The sequence below is a fragment of the Streptomyces sp. NPDC002809 genome, assembly GCF_040295435.1.
In the GTDB taxonomy this organism is placed as follows: Bacteria; Actinomycetota; Actinomycetes; order Streptomycetales; family Streptomycetaceae; genus Streptomyces.
In genome coordinates this window covers 1-17,714 of the sequence record NZ_JBEOVJ010000093.1, presented here as the reverse complement: position 1 = coordinate 17,714, position 17,714 = coordinate 1, and the positions used below count along the sequence as shown (strand labels likewise).

At 71.5% G+C, this 17,714-nt stretch carries 17 protein-coding genes, 1 pseudogene and 1 riboswitch; of the genes and pseudogenes, 16 read left to right on the top strand and 2 right to left on the bottom strand.

The features are described 5' to 3' along the window. The first annotated feature begins 4 nt into the window (after positions 1–4). The 4 genes from ABT025_RS34060 to ABT025_RS34045 all read left to right on the top strand — a co-directional run bounded on the left by ABT025_RS34060 (position 5) and on the right by ABT025_RS34045 (position 4,155). Complete coding sequence (locus ABT025_RS34060) at positions 5–439, top strand: GPW/gp25 family protein (RefSeq protein ID WP_351002525.1); 435 nt, start codon at positions 5–7, stop codon at positions 437–439. Then, complete coding sequence (locus ABT025_RS34055; RefSeq protein ID WP_351002524.1) at positions 436–2,421, top strand: putative baseplate assembly protein; 1,986 nt, start codon at positions 436–438, stop codon at positions 2,419–2,421. Before ABT025_RS34060 ends, ABT025_RS34055 begins: the two co-directional genes overlap by 4 nt. A 4-nt stretch (positions 2,422–2,425) precedes the next feature. Continuing rightward, positions 2,426–2,992: a phage tail protein gene (locus tag ABT025_RS34050; protein ID WP_351002523.1), complete on the top strand. Its 567-nt coding sequence runs from the start codon at positions 2,426–2,428 to the stop codon at positions 2,990–2,992. Between the two features lie 638 nt (positions 2,993–3,630). Next, positions 3,631–4,155 (top strand): NADase-type glycan-binding domain-containing protein, encoded by a 525-nt coding sequence (locus tag ABT025_RS34045; protein ID WP_351002522.1) that lies wholly within the window; start codon positions 3,631–3,633, stop codon positions 4,153–4,155. 64 nt (positions 4,156–4,219) lie between these two features. Here ABT025_RS34045 and ABT025_RS34040 read toward each other — a convergent pair whose 3' ends face one another. Next, the gene (locus ABT025_RS34040; RefSeq protein ID WP_351002521.1) at positions 4,220–4,351 is read right to left on the bottom strand and encodes a hypothetical protein; all 132 of its coding nucleotides are present in this window, start codon (positions 4,349–4,351) and stop codon (positions 4,220–4,222) included. 271 nt (positions 4,352–4,622) lie between these two features. Next, positions 4,623–5,831, bottom strand: a complete 1,209-nt coding sequence (locus ABT025_RS34035; protein WP_351002520.1) for a four-carbon acid sugar kinase family protein — start codon at positions 5,829–5,831, stop codon at positions 4,623–4,625. Positions 5,832–5,940: 109 nt separating this feature from the next. Here ABT025_RS34035 and ABT025_RS34030 point away from each other — a divergent pair, with 109 nt between their 5' ends. The 12 genes and pseudogenes from ABT025_RS34030 to ABT025_RS33975 all read left to right on the top strand — a co-directional run. Further along, positions 5,941–6,258 (top strand): LysR family transcriptional regulator, encoded by a 318-nt coding sequence (locus ABT025_RS34030; RefSeq protein ID WP_351002519.1) that lies wholly within the window; start codon positions 5,941–5,943, stop codon positions 6,256–6,258. After that, a complete protein-coding gene (locus ABT025_RS34025; RefSeq protein WP_351002518.1) occupies positions 6,258–6,875 on the top strand; it encodes a LysR substrate-binding domain-containing protein in 618 nt (205 codons plus the stop codon). Before ABT025_RS34030 ends, ABT025_RS34025 begins: the two co-directional genes overlap by 1 nt. Before the next feature lie 298 nt (positions 6,876–7,173). After that, positions 7,174–7,626: a flavodoxin family protein gene (locus tag ABT025_RS34020; RefSeq protein ID WP_351002517.1), complete on the top strand. Its 453-nt coding sequence runs from the start codon at positions 7,174–7,176 to the stop codon at positions 7,624–7,626. Between the two features lie 270 nt (positions 7,627–7,896). Beyond that, the gene (locus tag ABT025_RS34015) at positions 7,897–8,985 is read left to right on the top strand and encodes a sugar ABC transporter substrate-binding protein (RefSeq protein ID WP_351002516.1); all 1,089 of its coding nucleotides are present in this window, start codon (positions 7,897–7,899) and stop codon (positions 8,983–8,985) included. Between the two features lie 99 nt (positions 8,986–9,084). Then, positions 9,085–9,864 (top strand): ATP-binding cassette domain-containing protein, encoded by a 780-nt coding sequence (locus ABT025_RS34010; protein WP_351002515.1) that lies wholly within the window; start codon positions 9,085–9,087, stop codon positions 9,862–9,864. A gap of 143 nt (positions 9,865–10,007) precedes the next feature. Further along, the gene (locus ABT025_RS34005) at positions 10,008–11,228 is read left to right on the top strand and encodes a sugar ABC transporter permease (RefSeq protein ID WP_351002536.1); all 1,221 of its coding nucleotides are present in this window, start codon (positions 10,008–10,010) and stop codon (positions 11,226–11,228) included. A 561-nt stretch (positions 11,229–11,789) separates the two neighbouring features. Further along, positions 11,790–11,902: riboswitch (SAM riboswitch) on the top strand. Between the two features lie 39 nt (positions 11,903–11,941). Continuing rightward, positions 11,942–12,058 carry a putative leader peptide gene (locus ABT025_RS34000; protein ID WP_351002514.1) on the top strand — a complete coding sequence of 39 codons (117 nt, stop codon included), beginning with the start codon at positions 11,942–11,944 and terminating at the stop codon, positions 12,056–12,058. A gap of 73 nt (positions 12,059–12,131) precedes the next feature. Continuing rightward, positions 12,132–13,361: an LLM class flavin-dependent oxidoreductase gene (locus ABT025_RS33995; RefSeq protein WP_351002513.1), complete on the top strand. Its 1,230-nt coding sequence runs from the start codon at positions 12,132–12,134 to the stop codon at positions 13,359–13,361. Positions 13,362–13,379: 18 nt separating this feature from the next. Next, the gene (locus ABT025_RS33990; protein WP_351002512.1) at positions 13,380–14,783 is read left to right on the top strand and encodes an NtaA/DmoA family FMN-dependent monooxygenase; all 1,404 of its coding nucleotides are present in this window, start codon (positions 13,380–13,382) and stop codon (positions 14,781–14,783) included. Continuing rightward, positions 14,780–15,883: an LLM class flavin-dependent oxidoreductase gene (locus tag ABT025_RS33985; RefSeq protein ID WP_351002511.1), complete on the top strand. Its 1,104-nt coding sequence runs from the start codon at positions 14,780–14,782 to the stop codon at positions 15,881–15,883. Before ABT025_RS33990 ends, ABT025_RS33985 begins: the two co-directional genes overlap by 4 nt. Before the next feature lie 14 nt (positions 15,884–15,897). Next, positions 15,898–17,025: an LLM class flavin-dependent oxidoreductase gene (locus ABT025_RS33980; protein WP_351002510.1), complete on the top strand. Its 1,128-nt coding sequence runs from the start codon at positions 15,898–15,900 to the stop codon at positions 17,023–17,025. Between the two features lie 63 nt (positions 17,026–17,088). Continuing rightward, a pseudogene (locus ABT025_RS33975) lies at positions 17,089–17,586 on the top strand (MFS transporter); the annotation flags it as partial. Between the last annotated feature and the right edge of the window lie 128 nt (positions 17,587–17,714).

Below are 17,714 nucleotides of genomic sequence, written 5' to 3'. Positions count from 1 at the left end.
CGGGATGGGACAGCAGTTCATCGGCGCCGGCTGGGCGTTCCCGCCCCGCACCGACGCCACCGGGTCCATCGCGCTGGTGCGCGGCGAGCGGGAGCTGGAGGAGTCGATCCGGCTGATCCTGGCGACATCCCCCGGCGAGCGGCCGATGCGGCCCGAGTTCGGCTGCGCCGTCAACGACTACGTGTTCGCCCCCGCCGACGCGGGGACGGCGGGACAACTCGCGTACGAGGTGCGGCTGGCGCTGGAGCGCTGGGAGCCGCGGATCGAGGTCGCCGAGGTCACCGTGCGGTTCGACGAGGCCGACAACGGGGTCCTCTACATCGACATCGGCTACTCGGTGCGCGGCTCCAACGACCCCCGCAACCTCGTCTTCCCGTTCTACGTGATCCCGCAGCACCCGCAGGAGACGAGCCACGACGACGAGGAGGCAGGCGCGTGACGCTGCCCAGTCCCCATCTCGACGACCGCCGCTTCCAGGGCCTGGTGGACGAGGCCAAACGCCGGGTCCAGCAGCGCTGCCCCGAGTGGACCGACCACAATGTGTCGGACCCGGGCGTCACCCTCATCGAGGCGTTCGCCACCATGGTCGACCAGCTCGTCTACCGCGTGAACCGGGTGCCGGAGAAGAGCTACCTCACCTTCCTCGACCTGATCGGGGTCCGGCTGCACCCGCCCACGGCCGCCCGCACCGACGTGACGTTCCGGCTCTCCGCCCCCCGGCCCGACCCGGTCGTGGTGCGGGCCGGGACGGAAGTCGCCACCGTGCGCACGGAGACGGAGGAAGCCGTCGTCTTCACGACCGCCGAGCAACTGACCATTCCCCCCTGCGCCTTCGCCCATCTCGCCACCTGGCCGGTGTCGGGGGAGGCGGCGGACCGTACGGAGGAGCTGGCCATCGGCCGGGACGTGACGTGTTTCGGGGCGACCCCGGCGCCCGGCGACTGCCTCTACGTCGGCCTGTCGGCCGCGGTGCCAGCCGGAGTCGTCGTCCTGCGACTCGAGTGCAAGGTCGAGGGCGTCGGCGTCGATCCGCTGCGGCCGCCGCTGGTCTGGGAGGCCTGGGACGGCACCGCGTGGACGGTCTGCGAGGTGGAGAAGGACGACACCGGAGGCTTCAACCGCTCCGGCGAGCTGATTCTCCACCTGCCGAGGACGCACACCCCGGCGGCCGTCGTGCGGCGTACCGGGGGCTGGCTGCGGTGCCGGCTGATCGAGGCGGAGCCCGGTCGGCCGACCTACCTGGCACCGCCGGTCCTCCGCCGGATCACCGCCTTCACCATCGGCGCGACGGTGGCCGCCGAGCATGCCGAGACCGTCGCCGACGAGGTGCTCGGCGCGGCGGAGGGCGTGCCCGGCCAGGCGTTCGCACTGGCCCGCCCGCCCGTGGTGCCGGGCGACTTCGTGGTCGAGGTGGCCGACCCCGCGAGCGGCCCGGAACCGGAGTACACCCGGTGGACCAGGGTCGACGACTTCGCGCACTCCGGGCCCGACGACCACCACATCACCCTCGACCCGAACTCCGGCCGGGTCGAGTTCGGTCCGGCCGTACGGGAACGGGACGGCTCCGTGCGCCACTACGGCGCGGTCCCCGCGAAGGGCGCCACCGTCCGGGTGCGTTCCTACCGTACGGGCGGTGGGCTGCGCGGCAATGTCGCCAGGTCGACACTGAAGGTCCTGCGCAGCGCGATCCCTTACGTGGCACGGGTGGAGAACCGCCGGCCGGCCCTCGGCGGCGTCGACGGCGAAAGCGTCGACAGCGCCAGGGTGCGCGGACCGATGACACTGCGCACCCTGCACCGTGCCGTCGTTCCGCACGACTACGAACTCCTCGCTCGCGACATCGCCCCGGACGCGGCACGCGTGCACTGCATCCGGGCCGGTGAGTCCGAGGACGGGAGCGCGGACGGCAACGACGGTTCCGCCCACGGGGTGCGGCTGCTCGTCGTTCCGGCCGGCCGCAGCGACGAGCAGGGCAGGATCGAGTTCGACGAACTCATCCCTCCCGCGCACACGCTGCGCCTCATCGCCGGTCACCTGGAGGCCCGCCGCCCGATCGGGGCCCGGCTCGTGGTCGAGCCGCCCTTCTACCAGGGCGTCACCGTCGTCGCCTCGGTGCAGGCGGAGCGCGGGGCGGTCGTGGAGCGCGTACGGGAGGCGGCGCTCGCCGCGCTGTACGGGTACTTCAACGCGCTGTCCGGCGGACCGGGCGGGCAGGGCTGGCCCTTCGGGCGGCCGGTCCAGTCGGGCGAGGCGTTCGCCGTGCTCCAGCGGGTTGCGGGGGTGGACCTTGTGGAGGACGTACGGCTCTACCGCGCCGATCCGGTCACCGGCGAACGCACCGACGCCACGGCCAAGATCCCGCTCGACCGGCACGCGCTGGTCTTCAGCTACGAGCACCAGCTCCGGGTGAGAGGAGCCTAGGACGATGCGTACCGGCGTACCGGGCCTCCCGACCCCGCACCCCCTGATCGACCAACTGCCCGCCGTCTACCTGGAGCAGGACTTCCTCCGCCGCTTCCTCGCCGCGCTCGACGACGTGCTCGCCCCTGTGCTGCTCGCCATCGACAACCTGCCCGCCCACCTGGACCCCCGGAGTGCCCCGGAGGACTTCCTGGACTGGCTGGCCCAGTGGGTCGCGGTGGAGCCGCACGAGGACAGCCCCGTCGAGCGGCGCCGCGAGACGGTACGGGGGGCGGTCGCGCGGCATGCCCGGCGCGGCACGGCGGGCGGGCTGGCCGACGCGGTGCGGCTGGAGACGGGCGCGGAGCCGGAGATCACCGAGAGCGGCGGAACGGCCTGGTCGACCGTGTCGCAGACCGCGCTCCCGGGCCGGGCACGCCCCGCGGTGACGATCCGGGTCCGGGAACGGGCGGGGCGCGCGATCGACCGGGTGCGGCTGGAGGAGCTCATCGGGACCGAGGTCCCGGCCCATGTGGGGTACACGCTGGAGATCCTGCCTCCGGCCGGGGACTCGGAGGGCGGTGCGCAGTGATCTGCGAGACGTGTGGTCACCGGAACGCGCCGGGGCGGGAGTTCTGCGCGTCGTGCGAGGCGTTCCTGGCATGGGAGCCGGATGGGGCGGGCGGGGCCGAACCGGGGCCGCGGGTGGCCGGTCGGCCAGGTCCCGTGGCCCCGGCCTCCGACAGGGAGCCCGTTCTGCCCATCGCGCCGCCCGCGGTTCCGGCGCCCGGTCCCGTACGCATGCCCACCGCGCCGCCCTCCGTACCGCTCACCGCGCAGTCCTCCGCGCCGCCCTCCGTGCCGGCTCCCCCTCCACGACCGGCGACGGCTGCCCCTGCCCAGCCGGCGGCGGCTCCCCGGCGCCCCGGAGACGCTCCGGACGGTCCCGCCCCCGGGCCCGAGGCATGGGGGCCCGGCCCGGAACCCGGCACCCCCGCCCCGCCGGGACCGGTGGCGGGCGTTCCCGTGGTGTGCCCCAACTGCCGTGCGGAGAACGCGCCGGAGCGCACACTCTGTATCCGGTGCGCCCTGCTCCTCGATCCGGGGCCGCCCCCCGGCCTCCGCCCGCCGTGGTGGCGGCGGCTGCTTCGCCGGCGGACCGGGAGGACCCACGCCGCCGGAACGAGGCCACGACGCGGACGGCGCAGACCGAGGTTCGCGCTGCCGGTCGTGCTGCTTCTGCTGGCGGTCGGGATCTGGTTCGCGCTGCCGCACCTGTCCGGCCTGCTCGGCTTCGCCAAGGAGGAGACGGGGGCCCCGGAGGCGGTTGTGCCGTCCGCGTCCCGGAGTTCCAGCGCGGCGTCGGGACATCCGGCGGCCGCGGCCTTCGACGGGTTCAACAACCGGTACTGGGCCCCGCGGGAGAGCGGTGACGGCGTGGACGAGTACCTGGAATGCTCGTTCACCCAACCGGTCCGGCTGCTGAAGATGGTGGTGTTCTCCGGGACCTCGGCGCGGAAGGACGAATTCCTCACACAGGCCCGGCCTGCGCGGATCACCGTGGTCCTGACCTCGAAGAACGGCAAGGAGAGCAGCCGGACCGTCCGGCTGGCGGATCAGCCGGGCCAGCAGACGTTCGACGTACGGGGATCGGACACGGTCGGTGTCCGGCTCATGGTCGAGTCCGCGTACGGCACCGGCAAGGGCCGCCGGGTGGCGGTCGCGGAGGTCGAGTTCTTCGGCCACCGGTCCTGACGCCACGGCGTCCGCCCGATGGCTGGGGACCCCGGTTCGAGCCCCGTCGGCCGGGGCCGGTGCCTCAGCGGGAGACGCCGAGCGCGCCGGTCGTGTCGACCACCGTCGCCAGTTGGGACGCGAGGGCTCCGGCGTCGGGCCTCAGCGAGCCGTCGAAGGCGGCGGAGCCGATCGTGAAGGCATCCGCACCGGCCACCGCGAGGTCCCGGATCTGGTCGGTGCCGGTGATGGGAACCGGCGACGACCAGACGGCCCGAGGTCGCCGCGCGGGCGGCCCGGACCAGGTCGAGGGGGTCGGCGTCGATGGCGCGGTACGCGAGCAGGTTGACGCCGGAGCAGCCCGCGGCCTCCGCGCTCCGGCAGTCGTCGGCGATGCGGCCGGGGTCACCGGCGCGGGTCGGCACACGCCTTGAGAACGATCTCCGGGCCGATGCCGCAGGGGTCGCCCATGGTGAGGGCGATCGGCGTCATGCGTGGTCTCCTCGGTCGCGGGAGGGCCGGCCGGCGGGTTGCCGGACCAGATGACACAGCCGCAGGAGCATCCCGTCGTCGCCGAAGCCGCCCGCCTTGATCAGGACGGGAAGGGCGAGCGGGCCGAGCGGGGTACCGCGGGCGACGCCGGGCTCGGGCTCGTCGAACAGGTCGATCCCGTCGATGCCGAGGGCCCGGAGCACGGTGGCGGCCGTCTCTCCGCCGGTGACGACGAGTGCGTCGACCAGACGCTCCTCGGTCAGTGTCCGTACTACTGCGGCCAGGGAACGGGCGAACACCTGCGCGGTGTGCGGTGCGTGACGTTCATCGGGTGTCTGCACCGTGAGGACGGGAGCGGCCAGTGCGCGTATCGCTTGTACCGCCGCGGCGGGGTCGTCGCCGACGGTGATCCCCTGGACGTCCGACCGGACGCGGAGCGCGGCCAGCTGCCGCCGGGTCGCGGGGTTGGCGCTGCCGACGACGACAAGCGGCCGGCGGGCCGGTGCGAGCGCGGAGTCAACCGGTCCGTCGCCGCGCGCGCACCGCCGGGCAAGCGCGGCCGCCAGCCCCGGGGAGCCGACCCACAGCACGTCGTCGAGGTGCGGGACCGCTGCGACCAGGCGGTCGAGGTCGCCGTCCGTCGCGGCGGAGCAGACGATCAGAGCGCCACGGCCGATCGGGCCGGGGAGTTCGGCCGCCCGGTCCGGCCCGACCGGGACAGCATCCGGGAACAACGTCGTCAGGTCCGAACACCGCACCGGATGAACGGGGTCGCGGGCGAAGTCGCTCTCGTGGACCGGCACACCCCGCACGTGCTGGACGCCTTCGACCGTCACCCTGCCCTCGGCGGGGAAGGCGGGCGCGACGACGACGGCCCGCCGCCGCGATCCCGCCCACGCGGCCCGGACCTCCGCCACGACATGCCCGCGCAGGGTCGAGTCCACCGTCTTGAACAGGAGCGCGGAGCCGGCGAACCGACGGGCGGCCACGCCCGTACGTGCGGCTGCGGCTTCCTGGTCCAGCAGCCGGGTCCCGAGGTCGACCGCGGTCACACCCGTGACGGGCGGGAGCTCCGTCGCGGGGCAGGACAGCAGGATCCGTGCCCCGTGACCGGTCCTGCGGAACGGGGCTGCCCCGTCCCCGGCGCTGGTGAGGTCGTCCGCGAGGATGCCGATGCCCTGCCGGACGTCCTTGCCGGATGTCATGCCGCACCTCTCCGTCGAACGTTCATGTGTGAATGAATCAATAGTCGACGACATCAAGGACGCAGGACAAACGATTCGGTCTCACACCAGGCGTGAGTAAAGTTCACCGATGCGATGGTCCTCACTTCCTCCGCCGCACACCCTCCTGCCCTTCGAGGCGACCGTCCGGCACGCGAGTATGACCGCGGCGGCGCGGGAGCTGCACGTGACGCACGGCGCGGTGAGCAGGCAGGTGCAGAAACTCGAGCGGTCCCTCGGGGTGTCGCTGTTCGAGCGCGGGGCCCGCAGTCTGCGGCCCACCCCGGAAGCGCGCCAACTGGCCGCGGTGGTCAGGGATGCCCTGGACCAGATCGATGCCGCCGCCCGGCAGACCTCCGACGCGCCCCCACGGGACCGCTCACCCTGTCGTGCGAGCCCACACTCCTGATGCGGTGGCTCATTCCCCGGCTGCCCGATCTGGCGGCCCGGGTGCCCGACGTCACCGTGCACCTGTCCGCGGGCGGTGGCCCCGTCTCCTTCGAACGGGACAACATCGACCTCGCTGTCCGGCGGGACGATTTCCCCTTTCCCGTGGGGGCGGACCGGACCCACCTGTTCGCCGAGCGGATCGGGCCGGTCTGCCGGCCCGACCTCGCGCCACGGCTCACGGCCCCCGGCAAGGCGGAGGTCACGCTTCTGCACTCCGGGACGAGGCCGCAGGCCTGGGACGACTGGAAGCGCGTCACCGGCATCACCGGCATCGCTGCGGAGCCGGCTGCGCAGCAGACGCTGGAGCACTTCTACCTGACCGTCCAGGCCGCGTCGGCCGGCGTCGGGGTCGCGATCGCCCCGTACGCGGTCGTCCGTGACGACCTGGAGCGGGGACAACTCGTCGCCCCCTTCGGTTTCGTCCCCGACGGCACCGCCTACCACCTCCTCAGCCGCCGTCCGCCCGAGCAGGACGAGCGGCTTCGTCGGCTGACGTCCTGGCTGCGCAGCCGTACGGAAGAGCTCGACGCCGGTCATGACCGGACGCATCCGGCGCAGGAACCCGCCCGGAAGTGAGGCGAGTCCGCCGTCCGCGGCCGCGCGGGGTGTCAGGAGGGCCCGGCCCGGCCGGTGCCGCGGCGACCGGGACGCGAGAGGCGCGCCTGAGGGCTGTCCGTGATCCGTGATCCGTGGTGGATCGGCGGGCGGCGTCGGATGCGGTGCATCGCAAGGCGGAGGGGCGTCCGCGTACTGGATGTGTTCGGGCGTTCCGACAACGCGGCGAGGCGCCGTAGCTGTCGTCGTGCGCCCGCCAGGGACTACGTGACAGCCTTCAGCTTGCGACCGCGCGGCGGGCGCGGCAGGGTTCCGGGGTGTGGCCACTCTCCTGATCGTCCATCACACGCCCTCGCCCAACTGCCAGGCGCTGTTCGAATCCGTCGTCTCCGGTGCGACGACCGACGAGATCGAGGGGGTCCGGGTCGAGCGGCGCGCGGCGCTTGCCGCGACGGCCTCCGACGTGCTCGCCGCCGACGGCATTCTGCTCGGAACACCGGCGAACCTCGGCTACATGTCCGGGGCCCTCAAGCACTTCTTCGACCAGGTCTACTACCCCTGCCTGGACGCGACGCGTGGCCGTCCCTTCGGGTACTACGTGCACGGCGGGAACGATGTGACCGGGGCCGTGCGGGCCATCGAGTCGATCACGACGGGCCTGGGATGGCGCCGTGCGACCGACGCCGTGACGGTCACGGGAGAACCCGCCAAGGCCGACATCGAGGCGTGCTGGGAGCTGGGCGCGACCCTCGCCGCCGGCCTGGCCGACTGACCCGCCGGGCCTTCACTGCCCAGTGGAGGCCCAGGCTGCCCCACCGGCCCCCTGCCACCCCCTGGCAGGGCTCGCCGGGCTCGCAGCCTCGCCCCCCGGCAGGGCCCGACAGGCCCGTCGGCAACCCCCTGGCAGGGCCCGACGGGCCCGTCACCTCATCCGCTTGCCGGTCCAGAGGTTGCCGCTAATGTCGATATGTAGGCCAAAAGTGTGTTTTCGTTTCCGCGCTCTCCCGGTGGAGGGACGGCGCCGTACGAGAAGGAGCCTCCCATGACCAGCACACTGCGGAGCGCGATAGCCCTGGCCGGAGCGGCAGCCCTGTCACTGGGTGTGGTGGGGACCAGCGGTGCGGCGCAGCCGGGAGCGGGCCGGCAGGCCGACGAGGTCAAGATCGGCCTGCTGTTGCCGGAGAGCAAGACCACCCGGTACGAGAAGTTCGACCGGCCATACATCGAGGACAAGATCAAGGAACTGGCCCCCGGCGCCCAGATCGACTACTACAACGCCGCCGAAAGCGCCACCACCCAGCAGCAGCAGGTGAACACCGCCCTCGCCAAGGGCGACCAGGTGCTCATCCTGGACGCCGTCGACGCCAAGTCGATCCAGTCCTCCGTACAGAAGGCACGGGACGCGGGCGTGAAGGTCGTGGCCTACGACCGGCTCGCACAGGGCCCCGTCGACGCCTACGTCTCGTACGACAACCGCAAGGTCGGCGAGTTGCAGGGCAAGGCGCTGCTCGACGCGCTGGGCGACAAGGCCGACAGCGGTGAGATCGTCATGCACAACGGTTCGCCGACCGACCCGAACGCCGCCGAGTTCAAGGCCGGCGCCCACTCCGTCCTCGACGGCAAGGTGAAGATCGGCAAGGAGTACGACACTCCGAACTGGGACCCGAACAACGCCAACCAGCAGATGGCCGGCGCCATCAGCGCACTCGGCAAGGACAAGATCGTCGGCGTGTACTCGGCGAACGACGGTCTGGCCGCCGGCATCGCCACCGCGCTCAAGGCGGCAGGCATCAACGTGCCCCTGACCGGCCAGGACGCCCAGCTCGACGCGATCCAGCGGATCCTCGCGGGTACGCAGACCATCACCGTCGAGAAGCCGTACAAGCCGGAGGCGGACACCGCGGCAGCGATGGCGGTCGCCCTCGCCCAGGGCAAGGACATCCCCGAGTCCCTCACGCCGACCACCGTCACCAGTGGCAGTGGTGAGAAGGTCCCGGCCAAGCTGCTGACACCTGTCGTGGTCGACAAGGACAACATCAAGGACACCGTCGTCAAGGACGGCCTGTACTCCGTCGAGGAGATCTGCACCCCGAACTACTCCGACGCCTGTGAGAAGACCGGTCTCCAGTAGCTCTGTGTCCAGGACTCCGGACGAACGCCACCGCGCGTTCGTCCGGCGGGGGACGAGACCGTCGGCCCGCACGGACGGGCAGCGGAGGAGGCGGTTCCTTTGCCGCAAGAACCAGTGCTCACTCTGCGGGGGATCTCCAAACGCTTCGGCGCCGTCCAGGCGTTGTCGCACTTCGACCTCGAGGTCCGTCCCGGCGAGGTGGTCGCGCTCGTCGGCGACAACGGCGCCGGCAAGTCGACCGCGGTCAAGGCCATCGCGGGAGTCAACCCGCCCGACGAGGGCGTCATCGAATGGCAGGGCCGCAAGGTCGGAATCGGCCGCCCGCACGACGCCCAGAACCTCGGCATCGCGACCGTCTACCAGGACCTGGCCCTGTGCGACAACCTCGACGTGGTCGGCAATCTCTTCCTCGGCCGCGAACTGCGCCGCTTCGGCGTGCTCGACGAGGTCCGCATGGACCAGCGCTCACGCGAACTGCTCGACACGCTGTCCATCCGCATCCCGAGCGTCCGCATCCCCGTCGCCTCGCTCTCCGGCGGACAGCGTCAGACGGTGGCGATAGCCCGGTCGCTGATCGGCGATCCGAAGGTCGTCATCCTGGACGAGCCGACCGCGGCCCTGGGCGTGGAGCAGACGGCCGAGGTCCTGGACCTGGTCGAACGGCTCCGCGACCGCGGCCTCGGGACCATCCTGGTCAGCCACAACATGGTGGACGTGATGGCGGTCGCGGACCGGATCGCCGTGATGCGCCTCGGCCGCAACAACGGCTTCTTCGACCGGCGCTCCACCACCACCGAGGAGATCATCTCCGCCATCACCGGGGCCTCCGACAGTGCGGTCACCCGGCGCCAGGCCCGTAAGCGGGAGGAGGAGCGATGACCCGGGATCCCGCACACGACGACTCCCAGCAACCCGCACACGACGACTCCCAGCAACCCGCCCGCGACGACTCCCAGCAACCCGCCCGCGACGACTCCCAGCAACCCGCCCGCGACGACTTTCAGCAACCCGCGCACGACGCCATGCCCGCTGTCGACACCCGTCTGCTCGTCCGCGAGGAGGGTATCCGGGGGTACGCAGGGGAGTTCTGGCGCAAGATGCGCAGCGGGGAGCTGGGTTCCCTTCCCGTCGTCATCGCCGTGATCATCATCTGGACGGTGTTCGGCAGCCTGAACAGCACGTTCCTCTCGGCCCAGAACCTCTCCGACCTCAGTCAGCAGATCGTCGGCACCGGCATGATCGCCGTCGGCATCGTCTTCGTGCTGCTCCTCGGCGAGATCGACCTGTCCGTCGGGTCCGTCAGCGGTCTGTGTGCCGCGATCTTCGCCGTACTCAATGTCCTGAACGGCATGAACGAGTGGCTGGCGCTCCTCGTCGCGGTTCTGGGCGGAGCCGCCGCCGGTCTCATCCAGGGCTTCTTCTTCGCGAAGGTCGGCGTGCCCGCGTTCGTCGTCACTCTGGCGGGCAACCTCGCCTGGAACGGGCTGATGCTCCAGGTGCTCGGTTCGAGCGGCACGGTCAACATCCCCGCCGACAGCATCGTCGCCGAGATCTACTCGACGATCTACCACAGCCCGGCCGCCGCCTACGTGGCCGCGGCCGTCGGGGTCGGACTCTTCCTGGCCGCCTCCCTCCTGGACGCCGCACGCCGCAGAGCGGCCCGGGTGCCGTCCCGGCCGGTCGCCGAGATCGTGCTGCGCACGATCGTCATCGCGGCGATCGCCTTCGTCACCGCGTACATCCTCAACCGGTACCAGGGCCTCCCGCTGGCTCTCCTGATCTTCCTGATCGTGCTGGTGGTACTGGACTTCGTGCTCCGCCGCACCACGTACGGCCGGAAGGTCTTCGCCGTCGGCGGCAACTCGGAGGGTGCACGACGGGCCGGCATCAGTGTGCCGTTCGTCCGGATGTCGGTCTTCTCGATCGCCGGCACGATGGCGGCGGTCGGAGGTCTGTTCCTCGCCGGGCAGATCCAGTCCGCGAGCCAGACCTCGGGCGGCGGCAACCTCCTGATGAACGTCATCGCCGCAGCCGTCATCGGCGGCACGAGCCTGTTCGGCGGACGCGGTTCGGTCTGGTCGGCCCTGCTCGGCGCCCTGGTGATCGGGTCCATCCAGTCCGGGATGAACATCATGGGCGTGAGCAACGCGATCCAGTTCATGATCACGGGATCCGTCCTGCTGGCGGCAGTGGTCGTCGACTCCGTCTCCCGCAGGAGCCAGAAGGCCGCAGGACGCGCTTGATCAGCAGCACCAGGCCCCGCACGAGGGGCAGGTCCTGCCGGCTGACCGCGGTCGCGACCGTCCGACCGATTCCGTCACGCGGGATCACCGTCCCGACGACGACGGAGCCCATGAAGGGCTGTCGGGTGACACATCAACTCACCTGACTCCGCCGATGGTTGCCGGGAATGCCCGATGCGTACGCACCACCCCGTGAACCACGGGGCCGGGTATGCGGGGCCTGGCATCCGCCGAACACCGGATGAGGCGGCCGCGTCCCAGGTCGCGCAGGGTGGCGACGGGCTGCGCCGGGCGACGGAGGCCGCGGACGTGCACGGTACGGCTTTCCGGGCAAGCGCGCAGAAGTTCACGCAGCGGCAATGAACCGGTCTACGCCCGCTCCATGAGGGCGTCGTGCCCGGTTTTCGCAGGTGACCGCCTGTTGCAGGGCGCCTGTTGGAGGGAACAGACGGAGCGGCCGCGCTGTTCCGGGGCATGGTGGTGCGAGCGTGACCGATGTGAGCATGGCCATGATCTGCAGGGCATTGCGTGGCGCTGCCTGCGCGCGTAGCGTTCCGGGCAGGTCACGAGTGTCAGCGTCAAGCCCTGGCTTGCTGACCGGCAACCCTCCTGCGCGGCGGGGTGCTCCAGGTGACGACCAGGCGGGGCCCGTCCGGGTTCCGCAAGCGCGAGGCCCCCGGGCCCGCCCGGCCGGAAGAGCGGAGGCGACGGTCATGCCACCGGTGTCCTGCCCGCTCGTCAGGGTGCTCGCCCCGCGCCGCCGCGTCCACCTCTATTCACGGCCGCACATCGACCTCCAGCGCGTGGCCGGCGCGCTCTGTTGTTCCTGACCCGTTCCCGCGACGCCGAACCTCCCGACGAGGCCCGGCGATCACCCACGGTCGATCAGGAAGGCACCCTTTCGTGTCCGCATCGTCATTGCCGCACCCCGCCCTGCCCGCCTCGCCCCTCCACCTCGCCGTCGCGCTCAACGGTGCGGGCTGGCACCCCGCCGCATGGCGCGAGCCGGAGGCCCGCCCCGGGGAACTGCTCACCGCCGCGTACTGGACCGACACCGTCCAGGAGGCCGAACGCGGCCTGATCGACTTCGTGACGATCGAGGACGCGCTCGGGCTCCAGTCCTCGCGGTTCACGGAGCCCGACGGCCGCACCGACCAGGAGCGCGGGCGCCTCGACGCGGTGCTCATCGCCGCCCGTGTGGCCCCGTTGACCCGGCACATCGGCCTGGTCCCCACCGTGATCGCCACACACACGGAGCCGTTCCACATCTCCAAGGCGATCGCCACCCTCGACTACGTGAGCACCGGCCGCGCCGGTCTGCGCGTCCAGGTGTCGGCCCGGAGCCACGAAGCCGCCCACTTCGGCCGCCGTACGTTCCCGCGATTCCGTGTCGAGGACCTGGACACCCCGCCCGTCCGCGCGCTGGTCGCCGAACTCTTCGAGGAGGCCGGCGACCACGTCGAGGCGGTACGCCGCCTGTGGGACAGCTGGGAGGACGGCGCGGAGATCCGGGACGACGCCACAGGCCGGTTCATCGACCGGGACAAGCTGCACTACACCGACTTCGAGGGCCGGAACTTCAGCGTCAGGGGCCCCTCGATCACACCCCGGCCCCCGCAGGGGCAGCCGATTGTCAGCGCCCTGGCGCACCGGAGCGTTCCCTTCCGACTGGTGGCCCGTTCCACGGACATCGGGTACGTCACCCCGCACGACACCGGTCAGGCCCGCACCATCATCGAAGAGATCCGCGCCGAACAGGCGGTGGCGGGACGGGCGGCGGAACCCCTGCACATCTTCGGGGACCTCGTGGTCTTCCTCGACGACGACCCGGCAGCCGCGGCGGCCCGCCGCGACCGTCTCGACGGCCTCGCCGGACACCCGTACAGCAGTGACGCGAAGGTGTTCACCGGCACGCCCGCCCAACTGGCGGACCTGCTCCTGGACTGGCAGCAGGCCGGGCTCTCCGGCTTCCGGCTGCGGCCCGCCGTGATCGGCCACGACCTCCCGGCGATCACCCGCGGACTCGTTCCAGAACTGCAGCGCCGCGGTGCCTTCCGGAGCGTGTACGAGGCCGACACCCTGCGCGGGCTGCTCGGACTCGCCCGCCCCGCCAACCGCTACGCCACCGTCTGAGCCGGAAGGACCACCGACATGAGCACCAGCAACGGCGCCGGCACCAGCACCGGCAAGCCGCTCAAGCAGATTCACCTCGCCGCCCACTTCCCGGGCGTCAACAACACCACCGTGTGGAGCGACCCCGAGGCCGGCAGTCACGTCGAGTTCAGCTCGTTCGCGCACTTCGCCCGCACCGCCGAACGCGCCAAGTTCGACTTCCTCTTCCTCGCCGAGGGGCTCAGGCTTCGCGAACAGGGCGGAAAAATATACGACTTGGATGTCGTGGGACGCCCCGACACCTTCACCGTGCTGTCCGCACTGGCCGCTGTCACCGAACGCCTCGGTCTCACCGGCACGATCAACTCCACGTTCAACGAGCCCTATGAGGTGGCCCGCCAGTTCGCCAGCCTCGATCACCTCTCGGACGGGCGCGCGGCGTGGAACGTCGTCACCTCCTGGGACGCCTTCACCGGCGAGAACTTCCGACGCGGCGGATTCCTCCCGCAGGAGAAGCGGTACTCCCGTGCCAAGGAGTTCCTCGCCACGGCCAACGAACTGTTCGACTCATGGCGCGGTGACGAGATCGTCGCCGATCAGCGGACCGGCACGTTCCTCCGCGACGCCCGGGCCGGAGCCTTCGTGCACAAAGGGCAGCACTTCGACATCGAGGGACAGTTCAACGTGCCGCGCAGCCCGCAGGGCCGCCCGGTGATCTTCCAGGCCGGCGACTCCGACGAAGGACGCGAGTTCGCGGCGGAGGGCGCCGACGCGATCTTCAGCCGCTACAGCACCCTCAAGGAGGGCCAGGCGTTCTACGCGGACGTCAAGGGCCGCCTCGCCCGCCACGGCCGCACCCATGACCAGTTGCTGATCCTGCCCGCCGCGACCTTCGTCCTCGGTGACACGGACGCCGAGGCACAGGAACTGGCCCGCGACGTACGCCGGCAGCAGGTCAGCGGCGCCACCGCGATCAAGCACCTCGAGTTCGTCTGGAACCGGGACCTCTCCTCGTACGACCCCGAAGGGCCGCTCCCCGACATCGATCCGGACCTCGGCGAGCACACCATCGCCCGCGGCCGCGCCCAGGTACGCATGTACCGCGACCCGCTGGCCGTCGCACAGGAGTGGCGGGAGCTCGCGGCCGCGAAGAACTGGTCGATCCGCGACCTGGTCATCGAGACCGGGAACCGCCAGGCCTTCGTCGGCTCGGCGGCCACCGTCGCCGGGACCATCAACGACTTCGTCCAGGCCGACGCCGCCGACGGATTCATCCTCGTCCCGCACATCACCCCCGGCGGTCTGGACGTCTTCGCCGACACCGTGGTCCCGCTCCTCCAGGAGCGTGGTGTGTTCCGTACGGAGTACGAGGGCACGACCCTGCGCGACCACCTCGGCCTGGACCGCCCCGACGCGGCAGCGGCCGAACGGGCGGCGTCATGAAGTTCCTGGCCATCACCCTCATCATCCACGCCCCGGACCCGGTGACCGGCGTCCTCAAGCCGACCACCGAACGCTTCCGTGAGGTGATCGACAACGCGCTGCTGGCCGAGGAGCTCGGCTTCGACGGCTTCGGCGTCGGCGAACGGCACGAGCGGCCCTTCATCTCCTCCTCGCCGCCCGTCGTGCTCAGCCATATCGCCGCGCACACCTCCCGCATCCGCCTCTTCACCGCCGTCACCACCCTCAGCCTGCTCGACCCGGTGCGCGCGTACGAGGACTACGCCACGCTCGACCATCTGTCCGGGGGACGCCTCGACCTCATCATCGGCAAGGGAAACGGGACGGCACAGCGCGAGCTGTTCCGCGTCGCGCCCGTGGAGCAGTGGGACCGCAACGCCGAGAGCTACGAGCTGTTCCGACGGCTCTGGCGTCGGGACAAGGTGACAGCCACACCACGCTTCCGCCCGGAGCTGACCGAGGCCGAGGTGTGGCCCAGACCGTTCCAGCGACCCGTCCGGGTGTGGCACGGCAGCGCCACGAGCCGGAAGTCGGTCGACCTTGCCGCACGCTACGGCGACCCGCTCTTCTCGGCGAACGTCACCCACGCGATCGAACCGTACGCCGAACTCATCCGCAACTACCGGGAGCGCTGGGAGCACTACGGCCACGACCCGGCACAGGCGGTGGTCGGCGCGGGGACGGCCGGGTTTCACACGGCCCGGACCTCGCAGGAGGCCGTCGCCGCCTACCGGCCGGTGTTCGAGGGCAATCTCGCGTTCCAGAAGAAGCTGGGCGTCGATCCGGTGTTCCCCACCCTGGAGGACTTCGTCGAGCGCAGCTCGGCACTGATCGGCAGCCCTCAGCAGGTCATCGAGAAGGTGCACCGCTACCACGAGCAGTTCGGACACACCGTCCTGCACCTGCAAGCGGAGGCCGGCGGCCTCACCGACGCCCAGCACCGGGACTCGCTCGAACTCTTCCAGTCCGACGTTGCCCCGGTGCTGCGACATGACATCCCCGACCCGCCGTTCGCTTGGGCCCCGGTCCTTGCCCGGCCCGCTCCGGTGCAGGCATCCGCGCTCGTCCCGACGAGCCACTGAGGAGTGTTCCGGCCATGTCCCGCATCCCTCTCGGGGTCCTCGACCTCATACCGATTCCGTCCGGTTCCACCGCCGCCGACGCGCTGCGCAACACCATCGACCTGGCCCGCCGGACCGAAGGGGCCGGCTACGCCCGCTACTGGTTCGCCGAGCACCACCTCAACCCCGGCGTCGCCGGCACCTCACCCGCCGTCGTGCTCGCCCTGACCGCCTCGGCGACCTCCACGATCAGGATCGGCTCCGGGGCCGTGCAACTGGGCCACCGCACCGCCCTGTCCACCGTCGAGGAGTTCGGCCTCATCGACGCGCTCCATCCCGGGCGGCTCGACCTGGGCCTGGGCCGATCGGGCGGACGTCCTCCGGAACGCAAGGGCGGGCCCGCACCGACCACGATCCCGGTGGTCGACGGACGCACCCCGAACGGACTGCGGATCCCGGCCCGGTTCTCCTTCGAACACCTGCTGGGCTCACCGCGGATCGCGCTACAGCAGCAGCTGCTGCACCAGCCCGGTGCGCGGGCGCAGGACTACGGCGAGCAGATCGACGACATCCTCGCGCTCCTGCGCGGGACGTACCGTTCCGCCGACGGCATCGAGGCGCACGCAGTCCCCGGTGAGGACGCCGACGTGCAGGTGTGGATCCTGGGCAGCAGCGGCGGACAGAGCGCGGAGGCCGCGGGTCGCAACGGACTGCGCTTCGCCGCGAACTACCACGTCAGTCCGGCGACCGTACTGGAGGCGGCCGAGGGCTACCGCGCCGCGTTCCGGCCGTCCGAGGAGCTGGAGAAGCCGTACGTCAGCGTCTCGGCCGACGTCGTCGTCGCCGAGGACGACGCGGCCGCACGGGAACTGGCCACGGGGTACGGCCCCTGGGTCCGCAGCATCCGGACGGCGGAGGGCGCCATCGAGTACCCCACCCCGGAGCAGGCCCGCGCCCGCCCGTGGAGCGACGCGGACCGCACGCTCGTCGCCGACCGCGTCGACACCCAGTTCGTGGGCTCGCCCGGACGCGTCGCCGACGACCTCGAACGCCTCCAGGAGGCCACGGGCGCGGACGAGTTGCTGATCACCACCATCACCCATGGCCATGCCGACCGGGTGCGCTCCTACGAACTGCTTGCCGAGGAGTGGCGGCGCCGATGACGTGAGAGGGCGCGACGACGGGCGGGGGAAGGACGCCGAAAGGCAAGCCTTGTTGACCAGCCAATGAACGATGCCGGCTACCCCGTCCCCGCGGCCGTCACCCAGCTCCTCGTGCTCAATGTCGGCGGTGTGGCCGGTCTGATCGTCGGCGGACTCGTCGCCGACCGCCGGGGGATCAAGGGCACCACTCTCGGCTGGTTCGGCGCGGCCGTGCTCATGCCGGCGTGCCTGAGCGTCAAGATGGACAGCGACCTCCTGCTCAACGTCGTCATCTTCTTCACCGGGGTGTTCGTCTTCTCGGCCCAGGTCCTGGTCTACGCCTACGTGACGAACTTCTACCCGGCGGACATCCGGAGCACCGCGCTCGGTTCCGCGTCGGGCATCGGCCGCATCGGCTCGATCGTCGGCCCGTCGATCACCGGCGCCCTGGTCGCGTCCGGGATCGGCCATCCGTGGGGGTTCTACTTCTTCGCGGCCGTCGCGGTCCTCGGCTTCGTGGCGGTGCTGACCCTGCCACGTACCGCGCGCGGCCTCCGGGAGGAGCTGGGCACCGCCGCCTGACGCGTCAGGGACGAGACATCCGCCATCCAGCGGCGGGGGGGCCCCGCGCAGCCGCGGGGGCCCCCCGCGCCCCCAGCTGGGAACCGCCCCGCGGCGGTGGGGCAGAGACTGCCAGCGCGGCGGGCGAG

Excerpts from the sequence above, each read along its gene's own strand:
- ABT025_RS34015 (WP_351002516.1), top strand. The coding sequence starts at position 7,897 with ATGACCAGCACACTGCGGAGCGCGATAGCCCTGGCCGGAGCGGCAGCC.
- ABT025_RS34005 (WP_351002536.1), top strand. The coding sequence starts at position 10,008 with ATGCCCGCTGTCGACACCCGTCTGCTCGTCCGCGAGGAGGGTATCCGG.
- ABT025_RS34030 (WP_351002519.1), top strand. The coding sequence starts at position 5,941 with ATGCGATGGTCCTCACTTCCTCCGCCGCACACCCTCCTGCCCTTCGAG.
- ABT025_RS33980 (WP_351002510.1), top strand. The coding sequence starts at position 15,898 with ATGTCCCGCATCCCTCTCGGGGTCCTCGACCTCATACCGATTCCGTCC.
- ABT025_RS33990 (WP_351002512.1), top strand. The coding sequence starts at position 13,380 with ATGAGCACCAGCAACGGCGCCGGCACCAGCACCGGCAAGCCGCTCAAG.
- ABT025_RS34035 (WP_351002520.1), bottom strand. The coding sequence starts at position 5,831 with ATGACATCCGGCAAGGACGTCCGGCAGGGCATCGGCATCCTCGCGGAC.
- ABT025_RS34050 (WP_351002523.1), top strand. The coding sequence starts at position 2,426 with ATGCGTACCGGCGTACCGGGCCTCCCGACCCCGCACCCCCTGATCGAC.
- ABT025_RS33985 (WP_351002511.1), top strand. The coding sequence starts at position 14,780 with ATGAAGTTCCTGGCCATCACCCTCATCATCCACGCCCCGGACCCGGTG.
- ABT025_RS34025 (WP_351002518.1), top strand. The coding sequence starts at position 6,258 with ATGCGGTGGCTCATTCCCCGGCTGCCCGATCTGGCGGCCCGGGTGCCC.
- ABT025_RS34060 (WP_351002525.1), top strand. The coding sequence starts at position 5 with ATGGGACAGCAGTTCATCGGCGCCGGCTGGGCGTTCCCGCCCCGCACC.
- ABT025_RS34000 (WP_351002514.1), top strand. The coding sequence starts at position 11,942 with ATGCCACCGGTGTCCTGCCCGCTCGTCAGGGTGCTCGCCCCGCGCCGC.